Genomic DNA, 23,024 nt, shown 5'->3' on the forward strand with positions numbered 1-23,024 from the left:
AGTGTGGAACCTGAACATTCTGCCATGCGCGCGCGCATCCACGCAACCCGGGCGTGTCGCGCCGCGCACGACGAAGGCCCCCGCGTCTGCGGGGGCCTTCGAGGAGAGTGCGGAGTGCGCTCAGCGCTCCTGCGAGGAGCTCTTGCGACGCGCGGCCACGACCGTGACCACGAGGCCGCCGAGCAGCAGGACGCCGCCGCCGATCCAGATACCGGCCATCGACGCCGCGTCGAAACCGGTCGGGGGCAGCGCGCTGCCACCGGTCGTTGAGACCGTGATGCTGCTGCTCTGGTTGGCGAACCCGGGCGCGGACGCCACGATGCCGTACGACCCGCTGGCCGAGCTCGGGAGGGTGATGGTGAGCGCCGCGACACCCGACGAGTTCGCCGAGACCGGGCCGAGCGTCTTGGTGGTGACCGCGAACTTGACGAGGGCGATCTGGTCGGCGTTCTCACCCGTGATGGTGAACGTCACCGGCGTGCCGGGCGTGTAGCCGCTCGCCGTCAGAGTGACCGGCGAGCCAGGGGCCGGGGTCGTGTTGCTGACGGTGATGCCGTTGGCGGGCGGGTACGTCGAGGCGAGAGCGGCAGCCGAGGGAGCCGCGACGAGCGCGGCCGCGGCGATGACGACAGCCGCGATCTTCGTGCGAATGTTCTTCATGAGAGTTCTCCGATGGTCGTGGGGGATCTGCTGCGGAACCGGTGCGCTGACTCCGACTGGATTTGGGCGGGTACCGCCACGACACGACCGCCCACCAACTCGACGATCTCTGCGTCTCCCACCCCTGCGAGCCCCACTTTAGCGAGTGCCGCCTTAACCGACAACTCACAGCTACCGGAGTTCACCTTTCCGAAACATCCTCATAAAAAACCGAGGGCCGGGGCCGAGCTTCGCGCTCGGACCCAGCCCTCGTCTATACAGCAGAGTTACTTGAGGATCTTCACCACCGTGCCGGCGCCGACAGTGCGGCCACCCTCACGGATCGCGAAGCCGAGGCCCTCTTCCATGGCGATCGGCTGGATGAGCTCGACCGTCATGTCCGTCGTGTCGCCGGGCATGACCATCTCGGTGCCCTCGGGCAGCGAGATGACGCCGGTCACGTCGGTCGTCCGGAAGTAGAACTGCGGACGGTAGTTCGTGTAGAAGGGGTTGTGACGGCCGCCCTCCTCCTTGGAGAGGATGTACGCGGTGCCCTCGAAGTTGGTGTGCGGCGTGACCGAACCCGGCTTCACGACGACCTGGCCGCGCTCGACCTCGTCACGCTTGGTGCCACGGAGGAGCAGACCACAGTTCTCGCCGGCCCAGGCCTCGTCGAGCTGCTTGTGGAACATCTCGATGCCCGTGACGATGGTCTTCTGCGTCGGGCGCAGACCCACGATCTCGACCTCGGAGTTGATCGCGAGCGTGCCGCGCTCGGCGCGACCCGTCACGACCGTGCCACGACCGGTGATCGTGAAGACGTCCTCGATCGGCATGAGGAACGGCTTGTCCTTGTCGCGCACCGGGTCCGGGATCGACTCGTCGACCGCGTCCATCAGGTCGAGGACGGACTGCGTCCACTTCTCGTCGCCCTCGAGCGCCTTCAGGCCCGAGACGCGCACGACCGGCGCGTTGTCGCCGTCGAAGTCCTGGCTCGAGAGGAGCTCACGAACCTCCAGCTCGACGAGCTCGAGGATCTCCTCGTCGTCGACCATGTCGGCCTTGTTGAGCGCGACGAGCAGGTAGGGCACGCCAACCTGCTTGGCGAGCAGCACGTGCTCGCGCGTCTGCGCCATGGGACCGTCGGTCGCCGCGACCACGAGGATCGCGCCGTCCATCTGAGCGGCACCCGTGATCATGTTCTTGATGTAGTCGGCGTGGCCCGGGGCGTCGACGTGCGCGTAGTGGCGCTTCGGCGTCTCGTACTCGACGTGGGAGATGTTGATCGTGATACCGCGCTGACGCTCCTCGGGAGCCGAGTCGATCGACGCGAAGTCGCGCTGCACGTTGGTGGCCGACGGGTACTTGTCGGCGAGCACCTTCGAGATCGCGGCGGTGAGCGTGGTCTTGCCGTGGTCGACGTGACCGATCGTTCCGATGTTCACGTGCGGCTTGGTCCGCTCGAACTTGGCCTTAGCCACTGGGTCCTCCTCAGGACGGTCGTGTAGAAGCGCCGGTCACTGGATTGCGACCGGGCGCTCTACGGGATGTTGATCAGTGTAGTAGAGAGGGTCTTTGCGGAAACCTCGGGCTACTCGCCCTTGGTCTTCTGGATGATCTCGTCCGCGACGTTGCGCGGCACCTCGGCGTAGCTGTCGAACACCATCGAGTAGACGGCACGGCCGCTGGTCTTGGAACGCAGGTCGCCGATGTAGCCGAACATCTCCGACAGCGGGACGTTCGCACGGACGACCTTCACGCCGGCCGCATCCTCCATCGACTGGATCTGACCGCGACGCGAGTTCAGGTCGCCGATGACGTCGCCCATGTACTCCTCGGGCGTACGCACCTCGACGGCCATGATCGGCTCGAGGATGACGGGGCTCGCGCGGCGGATGGCCTCCTTGAAGCCCATCGAGCCGGCGATCTTGAACGCCATCTCCGAGGAGTCGACGTCGTGCGACGCGCCGTCCAGCAGGATCGCCTTGACGCCCACCATCGGGTAGCCCGCGAGGACACCGACGTTCATCGCGTCCTGGAAGCCCTGGTCGGTGGGGCCGATGTACTCGCGCGGGATGCGGCCACCGGTGACCTTGTTCTCGAACTCGTAGATCTTGTCCGCCGTGACCTCGAGGGGCTCGATCGTGAACTGGATCTTCGCGAACTGGCCGGAACCACCGGTCTGCTTCTTGTGCGTGTAGTCGTGCTTCTCGACCGTGTTGCGGATGGTCTCGCGATACGCGACCTGCGGCTTGCCGACGTTCGCCTCGACGTTGAACTCGCGCTTCATGCGGTCGACCAGGATGTCGAGGTGCAGCTCGCCCATGCCCTTGATGACCGTCTGCCCGGTCTCGCCGTTCTGCTCGACGCGGAACGTCGGGTCTTCCTCGGCGAGCTTCTGGATCGCGGTGCCCAGCTTCTCCTGGTCGGCCTTCGTCTTCGGCTCGATGGCCACCTCGAGCACGGGCTCGGGGAAGGTCATCGACTCGAGGACGACCTGGTCGGCCGGGTCGCTCAGGGTGTCGCCCGTCGTGGTGTCCTTCAGACCGATGACGGCGTAGATGTGCCCCGCCGTCACGCCGTCGACCGGGTTCTCCTTGTTGGCGTGCATCTGGAAGATCTTCCCGATGCGCTCCTTCTTGCCCTTGGTCGAGTTGATGACCTGCGCGCCGGAGGTGAGCTCACCCGAGTACACGCGAATGTACGTCAGGCGGCCGAAGAAGGGGTGCGTCATGATCTTGAACGCGAGCGCCGCGAAGGGCTCCTTCGCGTCCGCGTGACGGAGGATGACCTTCTCCTCGTCCTTCGGGTCGTGCGCCTCGACGGCCGGCATGTCCAGCGGCGACGGCAGGTAGTCCACGACCGCGTCGAGCATCGGCTGCACGCCGCGGTTCTTGAACGCCGAACCGCAGAGGACCGGGTACACCTCGGACGCGATCGTGAGCTTGCGGATCGCGCCCTTGATCTCCTCGACCGTCAGACCCTCACCGCTGAAGTGCTTCTCCAGCAGCGCCTCGTCGGTCTCCGCGACCGCTTCGAGCAGCTTCTCCCGATACTCCGCCGCACGGTCGGCGAGATCCGCGGGGATCTCCTGCACCTCGTACTTGGCGCCCATCGTCACATCGCCCTTGGCGTCACCCGGCCAGACCAGCGCGCGCATCTCGACGAGGTCGATGACGCCCACGAAGTCGCTCTCCGCCCCGATCGGCAGCTGGATGACGAGCGGCTTCGCACCGAGGCGCTTCACGATCGTGTCGACCGTGAAGTAGAAGTCGGCGCCGAGCTTGTCCATCTTGTTGACGAAGCAGATGCGCGGCACGTCGTACTTGTCGGCCTGGCGCCACACCGTCTCGGACTGGGGCTCCACGCCCTCCTTGCCGTCGAACACCGCGACCGCACCGTCCAGCACCCGGAGGTTGCGCTCCACCTCGACCGTGAAGTCGACGTGGCCGGGCGTGTCGATGATGTTGAGCTGGATGCCGTTCCAGAAGCACGTCGTCGCCGCCGACGTGATCGTGATGCCGCGCTCCTGCTCCTGCGCCATCCAGTCCATCGTCGCGGCACCGTCGTGCACCTCGCCGATCTTGTGCGTGATCCCCGTGTAGAACAGGATCCGCTCGGTCGTGGTGGTCTTGCCGGCGTCGATGTGCGCCATGATGCCGAAGTTGCGGACCTTCGTGAGGTCTGTCAGCACGTCTTGTGCCACGGGGGTCTTCCTTTACTGAACAGGCGGGATGCGGTGTACGGGGGTTACCAGCGGTAGTGCGCGAAGGCCCGGTTGGACTCGGCCATCTTGTGCGTGTCCTCGCGACGCTTCACGGCGGCGCCGAGGCCGTTGGAGGCGTCGAGGATCTCGTTCTGCAGACGCTCGGTCATCGTCTTTTCACGACGACCCTTCGCGTAGCTGACGAGCCAGCGCAGCGCGAGCGTGTTGGCACGGTGCGGCTTGACCTCGATCGGCACCTGGTAGGTCGAACCGCCGACGCGGCGGCTCTTGACCTCGAGGGTCGGGCGCACGTTGTCGAGCGCCTTCTTCAGCGTCGTCACGGCATCCTGACCGTTCTTGGCCTCGACGCCGCGCAGAGCGGTGTAGACGATCGACTCCGCGATCGACTTCTTGCCGTCGACGAGGATCTTGTTGACGAGCTGGCTGACGATGGGCGCACCGTAGACCGGGTCGTTGATGACGGGGCGCTTGGTGACGGGACCTTTACGAGGCATTGTTCTCAGCCCTTCTTCGCGCCGTAGCGGCTGCGAGCCTGCTTACGGTTCTTGACGGCCTGCGTGTCGAGAGCGCCACGCACGATCTTGTAGCGGACACCGGGGAGGTCCTTCACACGACCGCCGCGGACGAGCACGAGCGAGTGCTCCTGCAGGTTGTGGCCCTCGCCGGGGATGTAGGCGGTGACCTCGGTGCCGTTGCGGAGCTTGACACGGGCGACCTTGCGCATCGCCGAGTTCGGCTTCTTGGGCGTGGTCGTGTACACGCGGGTGCAGACACCCGCCTGCTGCGGGTTCGACTTCAGCGCGGGAGCCTTGGTCTTCGAGACCTTCGGCGTCCGCCCCTTGCGAACCAACTGCTGAATGGTTGGCACGTTCTCTCCTCGTTGTGCTGCACGGTGACAGCGTTCGTGGTTTGCCACGCGAACCCATCGACGCGACAGACCTGCTGCCTCGTCGTCTGTGATGGATATGCCGTGGGGGCCGCCTGTTCACAGGCGCATCCCTGGATGTGGCGCTCCGACGCTCGTCCCGTGACTGCGCACGACACAAGGCGCGCATGAGCGCACACCCGCACTAGCTTATCAGGCGTATGGGGCGGTGCGCGATCAGGCGTCGCGTGCGATGCGCACCTCGAGGTCGCCGAGCAGGAACCGCTCGCCCGCCTCCACCTCGACACCGGGCTCGGCATCCACCTCGGCCCCCAGGACGGTCATGAACACGACGCCGTTCGTCGAGCCGAGGTCCGTGAGATACCACGTCTCGCCCCGGCGCCTCAGCAGCGCGTGCGTCTTGGAGACCGTACGGGTCGGATCGGTGATCGCGACGAGCTGCGCGTCGGGCTGCAGGGGGTCGGGCGCCGGGCGGCGGCCGACGATGACGCGCTCCCCCGCCAGCGGGACGGGCGCGCCGCCGGCCGGATGCAGCGACCACGCGGGGCGCCGGCGGCGGGCGATGATCGTCTCGTCCGGGAAGTCCGACTCGGGCTCGGCGTGCTGGGCCGAGACGGAGGAGAGCGCCGAGCGCGGCGCCCCGGCCCGGGGAGCGCCGACGACGGCCGACACCGCGCCGGACGCCTCGGGGAACGCCTCGTCCTCCGTGCCGGCGTACGCGTCCGGCGCGCGGAGGATCCCCGGGTCGGCGGGCGTGGGGCGGGTGAGCAGCGGTTCGGGCGCGAGCCGTGGGGGCTCGGGCTGGGGCCGCGGTGCGGGCGGGGCGACCTCGTCACCGGCACGGAACCACGACGCGGGATCGGGGGCGGGTGCGGGGGCGACCGACGCGGGCGCGGGGACGGGGACGGGCTCCGGCGGAAGGGGCATGACCCGCAGCCCGTCCTCCGGGTAGGGCCGCGGGCCGTCGAGGAGGCTCGACGTGCGCCCCCGACCGGAGCCGTCGAGGTCGGGGAACGACAGCGCGACCGTGGCATTGCGGCTCGGACCGACGTTCTCGTCGCTCGCGAGCCAGCGCGCGGAGCCGAAGCCGACGACACTCGCCCAGACGGGGAACAGGAGAGCGGCGAGCACCGTCATCCCGCCGCCGAGACCGAACGCCCGGTTGATGTGGTGGGCGGCCACGACGATCGACACGTAGAGCAGCAGCGCGCCGAACAGCGGCACGAGGACGATCAGCACGAGCCAACCGGAGAAGCCGCCGAGCGCCAGCACGACGGCCGCGTTGAGGAACGGCACCCAGGCCTTGCCGCCGGCCTCGCCGGCCTTGCGGAAGACGGCCGACAAGGCGATCGCGGTCCAGACGTAGAGCGCGATGGCGACGAGTCCGCTCACGCCGAGCGCGATCAGGCCGGTGTCGGTCACCGTTACACCATAGGGCGTCGGTGCCCGCGCGCCCCGCCGCATCGCCGCGGAACGGGCTCAGAGGGGCGTCGCGCCCTGGTCGGGAGGGATGCCGAACGGGTCGTCGAGCGAGCGCGAGAGCTCGTCGAGCATCGCCGAGATCTGCGGCTCGACGTACGTCGTGACCGCGGCCTGGATCCGCAGGCGGTGGTGGAGCAGGATCGAGCACACCTCGCGCCCGATCATGTTCGCGTAGTCGTCGGCCAGCCCGAGCTCCTGGCGCAGGGCCGCCTTGGCGTCGTCGCTGAGCGGGGGGAGCGCCGGGACATCGGCATCCGACTGCTCCGCGAGGCCCGCGATCGTGAAGAGGAAAGGCGCGCCGGGGGCCGGCTCGGGATCGAGCGGAAGCCCCTCGAACTCGGGATCGAGGCCCTCCGCGGGCCGGTAGCTGCGGGCCCGGTTACGGGCCGCCTGCTGGTCCAGCTCGGCCTGGAGCATCGGGAGGTTGCGCGCCGTGTAGTCGCCCACCGCGTGGTCGACGATCGTCTTGATGCGGGTGGAGAGGCCGTGCTGCACGCCGTGCGGCACGTCCGATCCGAGACCGGCGGCGGAGAGGACCGGCGAGCCGAAGCAGCGGCGGCACGGCGCCACGCGCCCGTGATGCGTCGCGGGCTCCCAGCGGGGCAGCCAGCGCAGCCAGGCGTCCACCGCCTGGCTGACCTGGGTCTCGAGCGACCGCTCCACGGCTCCAAGGTACGCCAGGCCGCGCGGCCTGTCCCTCACGGCGGGCCGCGGAGCCCGGCATCCGCTACTCGTCCTCGTCGGACTCCCACGGCCAGCGTGGGCGCCCCGACCGGGTGCGGACGAGCGCGACCCCGGCCCAGGCCGAGACGACGGCCGTGCCGAACACGACGACGCCGTACCAGCGGGTCACGAGCGCGCTCACGACCGCGAGCGAGGCCGCGATGCCATGCCCGGAGAAGAGCGCGCCGATCGCGGCGCCGAACAGGTACGCGAGGAAGGTCGCGACGGCCGTCCACAGCGCCGTCCAATAGGAGGGATGCTCGCGCCGGATGCCGACCCAGAGCACGCCGGCGAACATCGCGAGCGCGGCGACCACCGCGAGGATCCCCGGCAGTTCGCCCACCCCGGGGACGGCGATGACGTCCGAGGAGGTGAGGAGGCTCGTGATGCCGAGGCTCGCGATGAGCAGGGCGGCGAACCCGATCAGCGAGAACGCGAGCGCCGTGCGCGGCGCGACCGGTCCTCGGCGGCGGGACGACACGCGACTACTGCTGGTAGAGCTGCGGGCCGGCCTCGAGCGTGCGCTCGTACTCGCGCTGCGCGGCCTCGTTCAGCTCCGTGATCTTCCGACCCCGGGCAGCGACCCACGCGCCGAACCAGATCGTGAGCTCACGACCGGCCACGAAGGACACGATCGCAAGCGGGGCAAGCAGCGAGAGCTGGAGGAGGTCGAGGCCCTGGCGCGCGGTGAGCTCCCAGAACGGCGCCTGGAACAGCTGGCCGACGAGGAAGCCGAGGTACGACGCGACGCCCACGAGGAGACCCCACACGACCCAATGACCCCACGAGCCGCGGTTGATGAGGGCGCCGAGGATCCAGAACGCGAGGAAGAAGATGACGACCGGGACCCAGAACGACCAGTGCGTGAGCGCCTGGAGCAGGTGGCCGCCGGCCGATGACAGGGCATCGCCCAGGATGAGGCCGACCACGAGATCGACGAGGAGCAGGACGACACCGAACGCGGCGGCGGCGACGAGCCCGATGAGGCCGGCGGCACCGCGGTTGCTGCGCGGGCGGGGCGGCTCCGGGGCCTGCACGAAGATGGGCTGCAGCGCCGGGGCGATGCCCGCGACCTCGGGCGCGACCGGCGCGAGCTCGGGGGCCGCGACGGGCTCGGGCGCGAGGACCGGCTCGGGGGCGAGGACTGCGGCCTCCGCGACGACGACCGTCTCGGCGACCGGCTCGCTCGGCGTGATCGCGACCTCGGGCTCGGCGGCACCGGGGGTCTCCTCGAGCGGGCGGTCGTACCAGGCGACCGACTCGGCCCCGGGCTCGGCATCCGCGGGAGCCGTTGCAGCGGCCTCGGAGGCGGCGGCCTCGGGGGCGGTGGGCTCGGCGGGGGCGACCTCGGGCACCGCGTCGCGGCCGGCGGCCTCGGCATCCGCGAGGCCCTCGTTGGCGCGGTCGACGACGTCGCCCTCCGGCTTCGGCTCCTCGACCGGCTCGCCGTATGAAGACTTCGAGTCACTCATCGGATGCTGCTCCTCACGCGGGCACACGCCCGCTCACCGAGGCTAACCCGGGCACCCTGCCGAGGCGCGGAGGCACGATGCGTGTCTCCGGCATCCGGACGCCGGCGCCCGGGTTATCGTGCTGGCATGCGCGCCGCCCCCGCCCTTCTCGCCGTCGGCCTGGCTCTCGCCGCCGTCGTGCTCAGCGCATGCGTCCCGGAGCCCTCGGCGGTCCCGACCGGGCCGGAAAGCACGGCCACGGCATCCCCCTCCCCGACCGCGACCCCGTCGCCGACACCGACGCTCATCGCCCTTCCGACGGACTGCCGCGCGGTCCTCGGCCCCGAGGTGCTCACGCAGCTCGACGGCGTGCTGCTCAACGATCCGGGGTTCGGCAGCGACGCGGGCCGGCAGCCCGACGGATCGATGCACTGCATCTGGGGTCGCGCATACACCGACACGGGGCGGCTGTGGACCGCCTTCTCCTACCTCGACCGCGCCCCCGCGCTGGACATGCTCGACGAGCTGCAGAAGGACGAGGGCTTCACCTGCTTCACGTCCGACGGCGGCACCCGGTGCGAGAAGACCTGGGCCGACGCGACCTCTCCCGTCATGGACGGCCGCACCCTCTTCTGGCGGGACGGCGTCCTGATCGACACGCGCTATTCGATCATCGCGCCGACGGGCTACACCTCGAGCCTCATCGCCCACCTCTGGCCCTGATCCCGCGGGTCCGCCTCCGGGTTCCCGCGCCTCGCCTCGCCTCGCGCTATCCGCTCACCCGTCGCTTCCGACCTCGCCGGCTGCACATTGCGACGGGTGAACTCTGCTCACCTGTCGCTTCCAGCGAGCGGGAGCGCAACACGCGACGGGTGAGCGGGGGGTGGGGCGGGAGGGGTAGGGGCCGGCGACAGGGGGTCAGCGGGGCCAGAGCTGGGGGGCGATGCGCTCGGTGTACTGCTGCGGCTGCCACGAGGTGAAGGTCGTGGCGAGCCAGACACCGCCGCGGATGGCCTGGTCCTCCGTGACGTCGCCCGTCGTCCGGAGACAGCGGATGCCATCGCCATAGCCGCTGCACGAGAAGCCTTGGCTCTCGAACGCGGCGCGGGCGACCCCCGTCGAGCTCGCCGGGACGTCCGAGACGGTCGTGACGATTCCGCCGAGTTGCGCGCCCTTCCAGGTGCAGGTCTCACGCACGGTGGGCGCGAGAGCCGCAACGAGGCTGGACGCCGAGGTCTCGGGCGCCGCGGCATCCTGCTTCGGGTCTCCGCCTGCACGCTGGGAGAGCTCCTGCCAGAGCGCGTCCGTATAGATGCCGCGGCAGGCCTCGACCGAGGGCGCGGCGGCGGGTCCGGGTCCGTGGGTCGCCTGCGCCGCGGGCGCCGAGGTGGGGCCGCGGAGGGTGTCGCCGATCCACTGCACGCCGAACGGGATGGCCGGGACCGCGAGCCAGAGGAGGCCCGCCACGACGGCCGCGCAGAGGATGCCCACGGGTACCGCCAGCAGGGTGCTGCGTCCGCCGATGCGCGCCATGTCGTCCTCCACCGACACGGTACGACGTCCGCCCCGCGCGACGCGGGCGGCGCGCCCGCTCCGCCCGTGAGCGTCCGCCCACCCCCTCGCGAGAACGCGCGTGTGTCACGAAAGCACGGCGTGTCTGTGACATACGCGCGTTCTCGCGGAGGTGGGGACAGGCCCCGGGGTCGGGGGTGGAGGGGGGACACGCCCGGACGGGGGTGGGACGCGAAAGGCCCCGGCGGAGCCGGGGCCTTTCGTCAGAGGGAGCGTGTCAGTTGTACGTGCCCGGGGTGAAGTCGTCCGTCGAGAAGCTGTCGAAGTCGACGTAGCTCAGGTCGGCGTCGCTGTAGACCCCGTCGGAGGCGAAGATGCGGTTGGGGTACCGCTCGCTCTTGGCCTCCTCGGTCGCCTCGACCGTGACGTTGCGGTACTTCGCAAGCCCGGTTCCGGCGGGGATCAGCTTTCCGATGATCACGTTCTCCTTCAGGCCCATGAGCGGGTCGCTCTTGCCCTCCATCGCGGCCTGCGTCAGGACGCGCGTCGTCTCCTGGAACGACGCGGCCGACAGCCACGACTCGGTCGCGAGCGACGCCTTCGTGATACCCATCAGCTCGGGACGACCCGACGCCGGGCGCTTGCCCTCGCCGACCGCCTGGCGGTTGAGGTCGATGAAGCGACGCGAGTCGACGAGCTCACCCGGGAGGAGACCCGTGTCGCCGTGGTCGACGACCGTGACCTTCCGCAGCATCTGGCGCACGATGACCTCGATGTGCTTGTCGTGGATCGGCACACCCTGCGAGCGGTACACACCCTGCACGCCGCCGACGAGGTACTTCTGCACCTCACGGGCGCCCTGCACGCGCATGATCTCCTTCGGGTCGAGCGTGCCGACCTGGAGGGGCTGGCCGACCTCGACGTGGTGACCGTCCTCGACGAGGAGCGTCGCGCGCTTCAGGACCGGGTAGACGTGCGGCTCGTCGCCGTTGTCGGGGGTCAGGATGACCTTCCGCGACTTCTCCGTCTCCTCGATCGTGATGCGGCCGTCCGACTCCGCGATCGGCGACGCACCCTTCGGGGTACGGGCCTCGAAGAGCTCCTGCACGCGGGGAAGACCCTGCGTGATGTCCTCGGCCGAGGCCGATCCACCGGTGTGGAACGTGCGCATCGTCAGCTGCGTGCCGGGCTCACCGATCGACTGGGCCGCGATGATGCCGACCGCCTCGCCGATGTCGACGATCTTGCCGGTCGCGAGCGAACGGCCGTAGCACTTCGCGCAGACGCCGACCGCCGAGTCGCAGGTGAGCACGGAGCGCACCTTGATGGAGGTGACACCGCCCTCGACGAGCCGGTTGATGAGCACGTCGCCGACATCCTCGCCCGCCTCCGCGAGCACCGTGCCGTCCTCCGCGACCACGTCGGACGCGAGCGTCCGCGCGAACACCGAGTTCTCGACGTTCGCATCCTTGATGAGCGTGCCATCGACGCCGGCCGCCGCGATCGGCAGCTCGAGGCCCTTGGTCGTGCCGCAGTCCTCCTCGCGGATGATGACATCCTGCGAGACGTCGACGAGACGACGCGTCAGGTAGCCCGAGTCGGCCGTACGAAGGGCGGTGTCGGCGAGACCCTTACGGGCACCGTGCGTCGCGATGAAGTACTCCGCGACCGACAGCCCCTCGCGGTACGAGGAGATGATCGGGCGCGGGATGATCTCGCCCTTCGGGTTGTTCACGAGACCGCGCATGCCCGCGATGTTGCGGATCTGCAGCCAGTTACCACGGGCACCCGACGACACCATCCGGTTGATCGTGTTGTCGGCCGGGAAGTGGGCGCGCATCGCCTTCTGGACCTCGTCGGTCGCCTCGGTCCAGATCTTGATGAGCTCCTGACGACGCTCGGCGTCGGTCGTGAGGCCCTTCTCGTACTGCGACTGGACCTTCGCGGCCTGCTTCTCGTAACCCGCGACGATCTCCGCCTTGTTCGGCGGGGTCAGGATGTCGCTCAGGGCGACCGTGACGCCCGAACGCGTGGCCCAGTAGAAGCCCGCGTCCTTGATCCGGTCGAGGGAGGCGGCGACCTCCACCTTCGGGTACTCCTCGGCGAGCTTGTTCACGATCTGCGAGAGCTTGCCCTTGTCGGCCTGCTCGCGCACGAACGGGTAGCCCTTCGGCAGCGTGTCGTTGAAGATCGCCTGTCCGAGCGAGGCGTCCACGAGCCCGTGACGCTCGTAGCCCTCGGGGGCTTCGCCCTCCAGGAACGCGAGACCCGGGACGCGGATCCGCACCTTCGCCTGCAGGTCGAGCGTGCCCTCGTCCTTCGCGAGGATCGCCTCGCCGACGGAGCCGAACACGCGGCCCTCACCGAGCGCGCCCTCCTTGAGCGTCGTCAGGTGGTGGAGGCCGATGATCATGTCCTGCGAGGGCAGGGTCACCGGGCGGCCGTCCGACGGCTTCAGGATGTTGTTCGACGCGAGCATCAGGATGCGGGCCTCGGCCTGCGCCTCGACCGACAGCGGCAGGTGCACCGCCATCTGGTCACCGTCGAAGTCCGCGTTGAACGCGGCGCACACGAGGGGGTGGAGCTGGATGGCCTTGCCCTCGACGAGCTGCGGCTCGAACGCCTGGATGCCGAGGCGGTGGAGCGTGGGCGCGCGGTTCAGGAGCACGGGGCGCTCGCGGATGATCTCCTCGAGCACGTCCCACACCTCGGGGCGCGTGCGCTCGACGGCGCGCTTGGCGGCCTTGATGTTCTGCGAGTGACCGAGGTCGATGAGGCGCTTGATCACGAACGGCTTGAACAGCTCGAGCGCCATCTGCTTGGGCAGACCGCACTGGTGGAGCTTGAGCTGCGGACCGACGATGATGACCGAACGGCCCGAGTAGTCCACGCGCTTGCCGAGCAGGTTCTGGCGGAACCGGCCCTGCTTGCCCTTGAGCATGTCGGACAGCGACTTCAGGGCGCGGTTACCCGTGCCCGTCACCGGACGGCCGCGGCGGCCGTTGTCGAACAGCGCGTCGACGGCCTCCTGCAGCATCCGCTTCTCGTTGTTGACGATGATCTCGGGCGCACCGAGGTCGATCAGGCGACGAAGGCGGTTGTTGCGGTTGATCACGCGACGGTAGAGGTCGTTGAGGTCGGAGGTCGCGAAGCGGCCACCGTCCAGCTGGACCATGGGGCGCAGCTCCGGCGGGATGACCGGGACGACGTCGAGCACCATCGACGCCGGGCTCATGCCCGTCGTCAGGAACGAGTTGACGACGCGGAGGCGCTTGATCGCGCGGATCTTGCGCTGCCCCTTGCCCTCGGCGATCTGCAGATGCAGGTTCTCGGCCTCGGCCGCGAGGTCGAAGGCCTCGAGTCGGCGCTTGATCGACTCGGCGCCCATGTGGGCGTCGAAGTACTGGCCGAAGCGGTCCTGCAGCTCGTGGAACACGTCGTCCTCGGGCTTGAGGGCGCCGACCTCGAGCGTGCGGAAGTCCTCCCACACACGCTCGAGCTTCGCGATCTGCTCGTCCGCGCTCTTGCGGGCCTGAGCCATCTCCTTCTCGGCGGCGTCCTTGACCTTCTTCTTCTGGTCGGCCTTGGCGCCCTCCTCCTCGAGCGCGGCGAGCTCCTCCTCCAGCTTCTGGAGGCGAGCGGCCACGCGCGCGTCGCGGCGGTCCGCGATCGTCTTCAGCTCGAGGCGCAGGTTGTTCTCGTGCGTCGGGAGGTCGCGGTGACGCGCCTCCTCGTCGACCGAGATGACCATGTAGGCGGCGAAGTAGATGACCTTCTCGAGGTCCTTCGGGGCCATGTCGAGCAGGTACCCGAGGCGCGAGGGTACGCCCTTGAAGTACCAGATGTGGGTGACGGGCGCGGCGAGCTCGATGTGGCCCATGCGCTCGCGGCGGACGGAGGACTTGGTGACCTCCACGCCGCAGCGCTCGCACACGATGCCCTTGAAGCGGACGCGCTTGTACTTGCCGCAGGCGCACTCCCAGTCGCGGGAGGGGCCGAAGATCTGCTCACCGAACAGGCCGTCCTTCTCCGGCTTGAGCGTGCGGTAGTTGATCGTCTCCGGCTTCTTCACCTCGCCGTAGGACCAGCGGCGGATGTCGTCGGCGGTCGCGAGGCCGATGCGAATCTCATCGAATGTGGTTGCGTCGAGCACTGATTCTCCTGTGTCGGAAATTCTTCGTAAGGGCCGGTGAGGGTCAGATCTCGTCGATGGACGAGGACTCGAACCGGGTGGAGATGTTGATGCCGAGCTCTTCCGCCGCGCGGAAGGCGTCGTCATCCGTGTCGCGCAGGTTGACCGCCGTGCCGTCGGCCGAGAGGACCTCGACGTTCAGGCAGAGCGACTGCATCTCCTTCATGAGGACCTTGAACGACTCCGGGATGCCGGGCTCCTGGATGTTCTCGCCCTTGACGATCGCCTCGTAGACCTTGACGCGGCCGAGGATGTCGTCGGACTTGATCGTGAGGAGCTCCTGCAGCGCGTAGGCGGCGCCGTAGGCCTCGAGGGCCCACACCTCCATCTCGCCGAAGCGCTGGCCGCCGAACTGCGCCTTCCCACCCAGCGGCTGCTGCGTGATCATCGAGTACGGACCGGTCGACCGGGCGTGGATCTTGTCGTCGACGAGGTGGTGGAGCTTCAGGATGTACATGTAGCCCACCGAGATCGGCGCGGGGAACGGCTCGCCGGAGCGGCCGTCGAACAGCTGCGTCTTGCCCGTCGAGTCGATGAGGCGCGTGCCGTCGTCCAGCGGGATCGTCGAGTCCAGCAGACCCGCCAGCTCCGACTCCGCGGCGCCGTCGAACACGGGCGTCGCGACCTTCGTGCCGGGCGCGGCCTCGAGTGCCGCCTCGGGCAGACGCGCGGCCCACTCCGGGGTGCCCTCGACCTTCCAGCCCTGCTTGGCGATCCACCCGAGGTGGAGCTCCAGCACCTGGCCGAAGTTCATGCGACCCGGGATACCGAGCGGGTTGAGGATGACGTCGACCGGCGTGCCGTCGGCGAGGAAGGGCATGTCCTCCACGGGGAGGATCTTCGCGATGACGCCCTTGTTGCCGTGACGGCCGGCGAGCTTGTCGCCCTCGGTGATCTTGCGCTTCTGGGCGATGTACACCACCACGCGACGGTTGACGCCCGAGCCGAGCTCGTCGTCGCCGTCCTCCGCGTTGAACTCCTTGACCGCGATGATCGTGCCCTGCTCACCGTGCGGGACCTTCAGCGAGGTGTCGCGCACCTCGCGGCTCTTCTCGTTGAAGATCGCGCGGAGCAGACGCTCCTCGGCCGACAGCTCGGTCTCGCCCTTCGGCGTGACCTTGCCGACGAGGATGTCGCCGGGACGCACCTCGGCGCCGATGCGGACGATGCCGCGCTCGTCGAGGTCCTTCAGCAGGTCGGGGCTCACGTTCGGCAGGTCGCGCGTGATCTCCTCCTTGCCGAGCTTCGTGTCGCGGGCATCCACCTCGTACTCCTCGATGTGGATCGACGAGAGGGTGTCCTCCTTCACGAGGTCCTGGCTGAGGATGATCGCGTCCTCGAAGTTGTGGCCCTCCCACGTCATGAACGCGACGAGGAGGTTCTTGCCGAGCGCGAGCTCGCCGTTCTGGGTCGCGGGACCGTCGGCGATGACCTCGCCGGCCTCGATCCGCTCCCCGGCCGAGACGATGACGCGCTGGTTGTACGACGTGCCCTGGTTGGAGCGGTCGAACTTGCGCAGGAAGTACTCGTCCGTCCCGCCCTCGTCGGTCTGGATGGAGACGACGTCGGCCGAGACCTCGACGACGACGCCCGCGCGCCGCGCGGTGAGCACGTCACCGGCGTCGATCGCGGCGTAGCCCTCCATGCCCGTGCCGACGAACGGCGAGTCGCTCCGCACGAGCGGAACGGCCTGGCGCTGCATGTTCGCACCCATGAGGGCGCGGTTCGCGTCGTCGTGCTCGAGGAACGGGATGAGCGACGTGCCGACCGACACCATCTGGCGCGGCGAGACGTCCATGTAGCCGACCTCGTCGGCCGGGACGAGGTCGACCTCCCCCTCCTTCTGGCGGGCGAGGACGCGGGACTCGGCGAAGCTGCCGTCGGCCTTCAGCGGGGCGTTGGCCTGCGCGACGACGAAGTCCTCCTCCTCGCTGGCGGTGAGGTAGTCGATCTGGTCGGTCACGCGGCCATCGACGACCTTGCGGTACGGCGTCTCGATGAAGCCGAACGCGTTGATGCGCGCGAACGACGCGAGCGAGCCGATGAGGCCGATGTTCGGGCCTTCCGGAGTCTCGATGGGGCACATGCGGCCGTAGTGCGACGGGTGGACGTCGCGGACCTCGACGCCCGCGCGCTCACGCGACAGGCCGCCGGGGCCGAGCGCCGACAGGCGGCGCTTGTGCGTCAGGCCCGCGAGCGGGTTGTTCTGGTCCATGAACTGCGACAGCTGCGAGGTTCCGAAGAACTCCTTGATCGCGGCGACGACCGGACGCACGTTGATGAGCGTCTGCGGCGTGATCGCCTCGATGTCCTGCGTCGTCATCCGCTCGCGCACGACGCGCTCCATGCGGGACAGGCCCGTGCGGACCTGGTTCTGGATGAGCTCGCCGACCGCGCGGATGCGGCGGTTACCGAAGTTGTCGATGTCGTCGACGTCCAGACGGATCTCGGCGGATTTGCCGCCGCGGAGGCCGTCGAAGACCGAGTCGCCGCGGTGCAGGCGGACGAGGTACTTGATCGTCGCGACGATGTCCTCGACCGTGAGGACCGAGGCCGTCAGCGGCTCGTCGAGGCCCAGCTTCTGGTTCAGCTTGTAGCGGCCGACCTTCGCGAGGTCGTAGCGCTTCGGGTTGAAGTAGAAGTTGTCGAGGAGCGCACGCGCCGCCTCGGCGGCGACCTGCTCGCCCGGACGGAGCTTGCGGTAGATGTCGCGGAGCGCGTCCTCCTTGGTGAGGATCGTGTCCTTCGAGAGCGTGTCCTCGATCGAGACGAAGCCCGCGAACTCCTCGAGGATCTGCTCGCTCGTGAGGCCGAGCGCCTTCAGGAAGACGGTGACGGACTGCTTGCGCTTGCGGTCGACGCGGACGCCGACCTGGTCGCGCTTGTCGATCTCGAACTCGAGCCACGCGCCGCGGCTCGGGATGATGCGCGCCGAGACGATGTCCTTGTCGCTCGTCTTGTCGGGGGTCTTGTCGAAGTAGACGCCCGGGGAACGCACGAGCTGCGAGACGACGACACGCTCGGTGCCGTTGATGATGAACGTGCCCTTGCCGGTCTGGAGCGGGAAGTCGCCCATGAAGACCGTCTGCGTCTTGATCTCACCGGTCTGGTGGTTCATGAACTCGGCCTCGACGTACAGCGGGGCGGCGTACGTCTTGCCGCGCTCCTTGCACTCCTCGATCGAGTACTTCTCCGGCTCGAGGTAGGGGTTCGTGAACGACAGCTGCATCGTCTCGGAGAGGTCCTCGATCGGGGAGATCTCCTCGAAGATCTCCTCCAGGCCGCTCGCCTCCGGGACATCCGTGCGACCCGCGGCCTTGGCCGCCTCGACGCGCGCCTTCCAGGCCTCGTTGCCGACCAGCCAGTCGAAGGACTCGGTCTGCAGCGCCAGAAGGTCGGGGACCGTCAGGGTGTCGGAGATCTTGGCGAACGAGAGGCGGGATGCTCCGCGGCCGTTCTTGGGGGTGGTGGTGGGGTTGGATGCGTGGGGCGCAGCAGCCAAGGGATAACCTCCATGGGCCCGGGAGCGGGCTCGTGATCCTCTGTCGTCAGGTGGAGTGCTCAGTCATCCCGGAAGCCTCGCGTCGCACACCGTGAATCTCGGGGACGAAGAGGCTCAGCCGACCACCATATGAGGGCATAGGGGAATCCAAGAGCGCAGAGATCGACTCTACGCCAGAAGGCTCGCCGTGTCCAGCGGAATTCTTGACGACTTTCAGATCCTGCGGTATAAGCCACGAAAGCGGATGCCGGCGCCCGGGCGGGCCTGCGCGAGCGCGTCGAGCGAGGCATCCGCGACGACCGCGATCACGGGGTATCCGCCGGTCACCGGACCGTCGGCGAGCAGGATCGTGGGCATGCCCGACGGCGGCACCTGGATCGCACCGGGCACCATCCCCTCGCTCGGCAGCTCGCCCGCCCGGACCCGGTCGAGCGGCGGGCCGGACAGCCGCATCCCGATCCGGTCCGCCTCCGCCGTGACGCGCCAGAGCTCCTCGAACAGGGCACGCCGGGCGGATGCCGCGAACCAGTCCGCGCGCGGGCCGGGAGCGAGCTCCACGACGAGCGCGTCGTCGTGCGGCATCCCCCAGGGCGCGATCTCGAGCGCGGGCACCGGGCCGGCCGCGACGCCGACCGGCAGGACATCGCCCGCGCGCAGCGGGGCGGGGCCGAGCCCGGCGAGGAGGTCGCTGGAGCGAGCCCCGGCGACCTCGGGCACCGCGATGCCGCCGCGGACCGCGAGGTAGCCGCGCGTCCCCCTCGCGAACCCGTCGACCTCGAGCCGGGTGCCGTCCGGCCAGGGATGCGCCTCGTACGCGCCGACCGCGCGACCGTCGATCCGCATCGATCCCCACGCGCCGCAGACCGCGACCCAGAGGTCGCCGCGGGCGGTGGCGGTCAGCCCGCCGAGCGTGATCTCGATCCCGGCCGCGGACTCGGGGTTGCCGACGAGCCGGTTCGCGGTGCGGAGGGCGCCGCGATCGAGCGCGCCGGATCCGGCGATCCCGAGCGCGGCCCGTCCGGGGCGGCCGAGGTCCTGCACGGTCGCGAGGAGCCCCGGCTGCCCGACCTCGATCGCCCGCCCGCGGCCGCGCCCCGCGCCGCCGAGATCAGGTGATTTCGCCGAATCAGGACCGAATGCGGCTGATTCGTCCTGAATACGCGAGATCACCTGATCCGGGTGGGTGAGGACGGGGGCTGGGCGGAGAGCCGGGACCGGGCGGAAGCGCACCTCGGTGCCGGGCGGGAGGAGGACCGGGGCGGGGGCGGCGGGATCGAACAGGACCGCGTCCGTGCGCCCGAGGAGGCGCCAGCCGCCGGGCGACTCGCGGGGGTACGCGCCGGAGAACCCGCCCGCGACGCCGATGGATCCGGCCGGGACACGCGTGCGCGGGGCGGTGAGGCGCGGGAGGTCGAACGGCCAGTCCAGGCTCACGAGGTAGCCGAAGCCCGGCGCGAAGCCCGTGAAGGCGACGCGCCACACGGCCGCCGCGTGGCGGGCCGCCAACGCCTCGGAGCTGAGGCCGAGCAGGTCCGCGGTGGCGGCGAGGTCCGGACCGTCGTACACGACGTCGAGCTCGACGCGCGCGGCCTCGGTGGGCACCGCGGATGCCGAGGCTCCGGCGGCGCGCGCGATCCAGGCCTCGGCGGCCGCCAACGAAAGGACCGTCGGATCGACACGGACGAGGACCGTGCGCGCGGCCGGCACGAGGTCGACGACGCCGTCGGGCCGTGAGGCGGCGAGCGCGTCACGGAGCAGAAGGACCGCGTCGAGGTCGGCGACCTCCGCGAGGAGGGCGCGGTCCCCCATCGGGAGGATCCGCAGGGATGCGGGCTCGGTCACCACGACGCGCGCACCGGCACACCGGCGTCGTCGAGCGCGCGCCGCACGGCGCGGCCGAGGGCGACCGCGCCCGGGCTGTCGCCGTGGAGGCACAGCGACGCGGCATCCGTCTCCACCACCGTGCCGTCGACAGCGGTGACGCGGCTGTCGCGGGCCAGGCTCAGGGCCTGCGCCGCAACGGCGTCCGGATCGCGGAGGAGGTCGCCGGGCTCACCGCGCGGGACGAGCGCGCCGTCGGCGCGATAGCCGCGATCGAGGAACGCCTCGCGGATGAACGGCAGGCCGGCCTCGCGCGCGGCATCCCGCAGCGCGTCGCCGAGCGCGAGGATCGGGAGCGGGCGGCCGAGGCGCTCCGCGAGCGCGGCCACCGGCCGGACCACGGCCCGCGCGACCAGCGGGTCGCGGCCCGCCGCGTGGTAGAGCGCACCGTGGGGCTTCACGTAGCGGACCTCGGCGCCGACCCCGACGAGGGCCGCGAGCTGCTCCGCGATCGACGCGCTCAGCGCCGCGGGCTCGATCCGGAGCGCGGAGCGGCCGAAGCCCGCACGATCCGGATACGAGGGATGCGCGCCGATCGCGACGCCGAACCGCGCGGCGCGCTCGACGGACGCCGCCATGGAGGCGGCATCCCCGGCGTGCCCGCCGCAAGCGACGCTGGCGCTGGAGATGAGCGCGAACATCGCCTCGTCGTCGGCCGTCGGGACCCCGTCGACGGTCTCGCCGAGGTCCGCATTCAGGTCGATCGCCCGCATGCCCCCACGGTACCCGCGCACAACTCCTGCAATCCGGTCCGCAGACGGTCGCGAACGCCCGGCTCGGGGCCCGCCGCGCAAGGTTCGCAGGAGTTGTGCGGCGGGCACGCCGGAGACCGAGGTCGGACGGGGGCTAGCGTGAGGGGATGGGACGGCGGCGGGCGCGCGAAGAGGCTCCGGAGACGCGACTGTCCGATGGATCCATCGCCCGGGTCGTGCCGTCCCGCTTCACGAGCGGCTACGAGCTGGAGGTCGAAGGGACGCCGCAGTCCCACGTCGACCTCGACGATCCCACGCACTTGCACTTCGAGTACGTCGCGCGGATGGGGGCGGTCATCGACCTCCTCGCGGCCCCGGGGCAGCCGATCACGGCGGTGCATCTGGGCGCCGGCGGGCTCACGATCCCGCGGTACGTCGAGGCCACGCGGCCCGGGTCGCGGCAGCAGGTCCTGGAGCTGGAGCCCGCGCTCGCCGACCTCGTGCGGGAGCAGCTGCCGCTGCCGCCCGGCGCCAGCATCCGCATCCGGATCGGCGACGCGCGGGAGGGGATCCGGCGACTGCCCGCGGCCCTGACCGGCGCCGCGGAGCTCGTCGTGAGCGACGTGTACGCGGGCGCCCAGACACCCGCCCACCTCACGACGGTCGAGTTCTTCACGGAGGCGGCGCGACTCCTCGCGCCCGGCGGCGTGCTGATGGCGAATGTGGCGGACGGATCCGGCCTGGCGTTCGCGCGCCGCGAAGTGGCGACCGTGCGGGCGGTGCTCGAGCACGTGGTCGTGCTCGCCGAAGTGCAGACGCTGAAGGGCCGGCGGTTCGGGAACCTCGTGATCGCAGCATCCGATGCCCCGCTGCCGGTTGGCTGGCTGCCCCGGCTCATGGCGGCCGGACCCCACCCCGCGAAGGTCGCGTACGGGCACGAGCTCGACGAGTTCGTCCGGGGTGTGCGGCCCGCGACCGACGCGGACGCGACCCCCTCGCCCCGCCCGATCCCCACCCTGTTCGACCGCTGAGCACCCGCACCGACTCGGCCGCGGCGAGTCTCCGACGCGGCGGCCGGAAGGGCCGGAAGGATAGTCCCGTGCCGAGGGGAGTCGTGTGACCTACATCAAGGGATACGACCCGGCGACCCTCCGCGAGATCGTCGATGCGCGGGAGTGCGCCGAGCGCCTCGAGGAGATCGGTGGGCAGCGGTCCTTGCCGGCCCTGCTCGAGCGAGTCTGGCTGTTGAAGGTCCTCGGCGAACTCGACGAGGCCGGGGACGTCGCCGCGCACACGGTGCGGACCGCGCGGATGGCCGGCACGCGCAAGGATCTCCTGCGGGCGCGGATCCTGCACGCCACCGTCCTCCAGTTCCGCGGCGCGTATGCCGCGGCCGAGCAGGAGCTCACGGCCTGCGCCGAGGAGGCCGAAGGGCACGGCTGGGCTCCGATCGGCGCGTTCGCGTACCAGCACCGCGGCAAGACCCGCTTCGACGCGGGCGACTACGACGGCGCCCGCGCGGACTTCAAGCGGGCACTGTTCCTCCGGAAGGACTCGGCCGAGCTCGAGACCATGTTGCTCGCGATCGACGCGGCCGACCGACGGCTGGCGCAATCGGCGATCGCGATCTGACCCCGCGTGTCCGAGGCGCATCGTATTCTGCCGCTATGTCGGATCTGAGTCGCGTGCGCCGGTGGGCCGAGGCCCTCATCGCGCTCCATCTCGACGACTCGTGGAGCTTCGGGTTCGACAACGCCAAGCGCCGCGCCGGTCTGTGCGACTACACGCGCAAGCGCATCACCGTGTCGCGCTACCTCGCGTCGCGGTACGACGACGACACGAATCACCAGACGCTGCTGCACGAGGTCGCGCACGCGCTGGCGGGCCCCACGGCGGGGCACGGCCGCGTCTGGAAGCGCACCGCGCGCGAGCTCGGCTACGTCGGCGGCACGACGCACGACGGCGAGACCGCGACCGAGCTCGCCCCGTGGGTCGGGGTCTGCTCCGCGGGTCACGTCGCGTACCGCCACCGCCGCACGAGCCGTCCGACCTCGTGCGCGAAGTGCGCACCGCAGTTCGACGAGCGCTACCTCCTGACGTGGACCCGGCGGGAGATCACGCCCGCCGCCCGCGCCGCAGCTCTCCTCCCCCGCTGACCTCGCCCGCGGGCCGCCGGGGCGAGACGCGGCGCGTAACGGAGGGAGGAGATGGGAGCAAGGGAGGAGCAAACCGGGGCGGATGATCCTCCCGTCGTCACATCTCCTCCCTCCGTCACCGGAATGGGACGGACGGCGCAGGTGGTGCGGGGGCGGGATGCGGGGCCGGGGTGGGAGACTC

18 protein-coding genes are annotated in these 23,024 nt (G+C 70.1%); 4 read left to right on the forward strand and 14 right to left on the reverse strand.

All coding sequences use genetic code 11. From position 1 onward, the window contains the following. Positions 1–120: 120 nt before the first annotated feature. The 9 genes from ABCS02_RS10880 to ABCS02_RS10920 form a co-directional block, all read right to left on the reverse strand. Entirely contained in the window at positions 121–660 is a 540-nt protein-coding gene (locus ABCS02_RS10880) for a hypothetical protein (RefSeq protein WP_345835651.1), read from the reverse strand. A gap of 266 nt (positions 661–926) precedes the next feature. Next, positions 927–2,120: an elongation factor Tu gene (gene tuf / locus ABCS02_RS10885; protein WP_345835652.1), complete on the reverse strand. Its 1,194-nt coding sequence runs from the start codon at positions 2,118–2,120 to the stop codon at positions 927–929. A gap of 110 nt (positions 2,121–2,230) precedes the next feature. After that, entirely contained in the window at positions 2,231–4,345 is a 2,115-nt protein-coding gene (fusA, locus tag ABCS02_RS10890; RefSeq protein WP_345835653.1) for an elongation factor G, read from the reverse strand. A 44-nt stretch (positions 4,346–4,389) separates the two neighbouring features. Then, the gene (rpsG, locus tag ABCS02_RS10895; RefSeq protein WP_345835654.1) at positions 4,390–4,860 is read right to left on the reverse strand and encodes a 30S ribosomal protein S7; all 471 of its coding nucleotides are present in this window, start codon (positions 4,858–4,860) and stop codon (positions 4,390–4,392) included. Positions 4,861–4,865: 5 nt separating this feature from the next. Next, positions 4,866–5,234 carry a 30S ribosomal protein S12 gene (gene rpsL / locus ABCS02_RS10900; protein WP_029145644.1) on the reverse strand — a complete coding sequence of 123 codons (369 nt, stop codon included), beginning with the start codon at positions 5,232–5,234 and terminating at the stop codon, positions 4,866–4,868. A 234-nt stretch (positions 5,235–5,468) separates the two neighbouring features. Continuing rightward, a complete protein-coding gene (locus ABCS02_RS10905) occupies positions 5,469–6,674 on the reverse strand; it encodes a DUF5684 domain-containing protein (RefSeq protein WP_345835655.1) in 1,206 nt (401 codons plus the stop codon). 57 nt (positions 6,675–6,731) lie between these two features. Then, a complete protein-coding gene (locus ABCS02_RS10910) occupies positions 6,732–7,397 on the reverse strand; it encodes a spermidine/putrescine ABC transporter substrate-binding protein (RefSeq protein ID WP_345835656.1) in 666 nt (221 codons plus the stop codon). 64 nt (positions 7,398–7,461) lie between these two features. Beyond that, positions 7,462–7,938, reverse strand: a complete 477-nt coding sequence (locus ABCS02_RS10915) for a hypothetical protein (RefSeq protein WP_345835658.1) — start codon at positions 7,936–7,938, stop codon at positions 7,462–7,464. Between the two features lie 4 nt (positions 7,939–7,942). Beyond that, the gene (locus ABCS02_RS10920; RefSeq protein WP_345835659.1) at positions 7,943–8,929 is read right to left on the reverse strand and encodes an ABC transporter; all 987 of its coding nucleotides are present in this window, start codon (positions 8,927–8,929) and stop codon (positions 7,943–7,945) included. A 126-nt stretch (positions 8,930–9,055) separates the two neighbouring features. On the opposite strand from ABCS02_RS10920, the gene ABCS02_RS10925 reads away from it, so the two are divergent. Next, positions 9,056–9,631: a hypothetical protein gene (locus ABCS02_RS10925; protein WP_345835660.1), complete on the forward strand. Its 576-nt coding sequence runs from the start codon at positions 9,056–9,058 to the stop codon at positions 9,629–9,631. A 195-nt stretch (positions 9,632–9,826) separates the two neighbouring features. Here ABCS02_RS10925 and ABCS02_RS10930 read toward each other — a convergent pair whose 3' ends face one another. The 5 genes from ABCS02_RS10930 to ABCS02_RS10950 all read right to left on the reverse strand — a co-directional run bounded on the left by ABCS02_RS10930 (position 9,827) and on the right by ABCS02_RS10950 (position 20,708). Beyond that, positions 9,827–10,441, reverse strand: coding sequence for a hypothetical protein (locus ABCS02_RS10930; protein ID WP_345835661.1), 615 nt, complete (start codon positions 10,439–10,441; stop codon positions 9,827–9,829). Positions 10,442–10,697: 256 nt separating this feature from the next. Next, the gene (gene rpoC / locus ABCS02_RS10935) at positions 10,698–14,573 is read right to left on the reverse strand and encodes a DNA-directed RNA polymerase subunit beta' (protein ID WP_345835662.1); all 3,876 of its coding nucleotides are present in this window, start codon (positions 14,571–14,573) and stop codon (positions 10,698–10,700) included. Between the two features lie 43 nt (positions 14,574–14,616). After that, on the reverse strand, positions 14,617–18,114 hold the full coding sequence (locus tag ABCS02_RS10940; protein WP_345835663.1) for a DNA-directed RNA polymerase subunit beta: 3,498 nt from the start codon (positions 18,112–18,114) through the stop codon (positions 14,617–14,619). Positions 18,115–18,327: 213 nt separating this feature from the next. Then, complete coding sequence (locus ABCS02_RS10945) at positions 18,328–19,956, reverse strand: urea amidolyase family protein (protein WP_345835664.1); 1,629 nt, start codon at positions 19,954–19,956, stop codon at positions 18,328–18,330. Next, positions 19,953–20,708, reverse strand: coding sequence for a 5-oxoprolinase subunit PxpA (locus ABCS02_RS10950; RefSeq protein ID WP_345835665.1), 756 nt, complete (start codon positions 20,706–20,708; stop codon positions 19,953–19,955). Before ABCS02_RS10950 ends, ABCS02_RS10945 begins: the two co-directional genes overlap by 4 nt. Before the next feature lie 146 nt (positions 20,709–20,854). Here ABCS02_RS10950 and ABCS02_RS10955 point away from each other — a divergent pair, with 146 nt between their 5' ends. The 3 genes from ABCS02_RS10955 (at position 20,855) to ABCS02_RS10965 (ending at position 22,843) form a co-directional block, all read left to right on the forward strand. Next, positions 20,855–21,718, forward strand: a complete 864-nt coding sequence (locus ABCS02_RS10955) for a fused MFS/spermidine synthase (protein WP_345835666.1) — start codon at positions 20,855–20,857, stop codon at positions 21,716–21,718. A gap of 85 nt (positions 21,719–21,803) precedes the next feature. Further along, positions 21,804–22,319 carry a hypothetical protein gene (locus ABCS02_RS10960; protein WP_345835667.1) on the forward strand — a complete coding sequence of 172 codons (516 nt, stop codon included), beginning with the start codon at positions 21,804–21,806 and terminating at the stop codon, positions 22,317–22,319. Positions 22,320–22,354: 35 nt separating this feature from the next. Next, on the forward strand, positions 22,355–22,843 hold the full coding sequence (locus tag ABCS02_RS10965) for a SprT-like domain-containing protein (RefSeq protein WP_345835668.1): 489 nt from the start codon (positions 22,355–22,357) through the stop codon (positions 22,841–22,843). The last annotated feature ends 181 nt before the right edge of the window (positions 22,844–23,024 follow it).

The sequence above is a fragment of the Microbacterium sp. X-17 genome (genome assembly GCF_039615055.1).

Bases quoted from the DNA above. Each gene is read 5' to 3' on its own strand.
- ABCS02_RS10880 (WP_345835651.1), bottom strand. From the start codon at position 660: ATGAAGAACATTCGCACGAAGATCGCGGCTGTCGTCATCGCCGCGGCC.
- rpsG (WP_345835654.1), bottom strand. From the start codon at position 4,860: ATGCCTCGTAAAGGTCCCGTCACCAAGCGCCCCGTCATCAACGACCCG.
- ABCS02_RS10920 (WP_345835659.1), bottom strand. From the start codon at position 8,929: ATGAGTGACTCGAAGTCTTCATACGGCGAGCCGGTCGAGGAGCCGAAG.
- ABCS02_RS10925 (WP_345835660.1), top strand. From the start codon at position 9,056: ATGCGCGCCGCCCCCGCCCTTCTCGCCGTCGGCCTGGCTCTCGCCGCC.
- ABCS02_RS10930 (WP_345835661.1), bottom strand. From the start codon at position 10,441: ATGGCGCGCATCGGCGGACGCAGCACCCTGCTGGCGGTACCCGTGGGC.
- ABCS02_RS10950 (WP_345835665.1), bottom strand. From the start codon at position 20,708: ATGCGGGCGATCGACCTGAATGCGGACCTCGGCGAGACCGTCGACGGG.
- ABCS02_RS10955 (WP_345835666.1), top strand. From the start codon at position 20,855: ATGGGACGGCGGCGGGCGCGCGAAGAGGCTCCGGAGACGCGACTGTCC.
- ABCS02_RS10965 (WP_345835668.1), top strand. From the start codon at position 22,355: ATGTCGGATCTGAGTCGCGTGCGCCGGTGGGCCGAGGCCCTCATCGCG.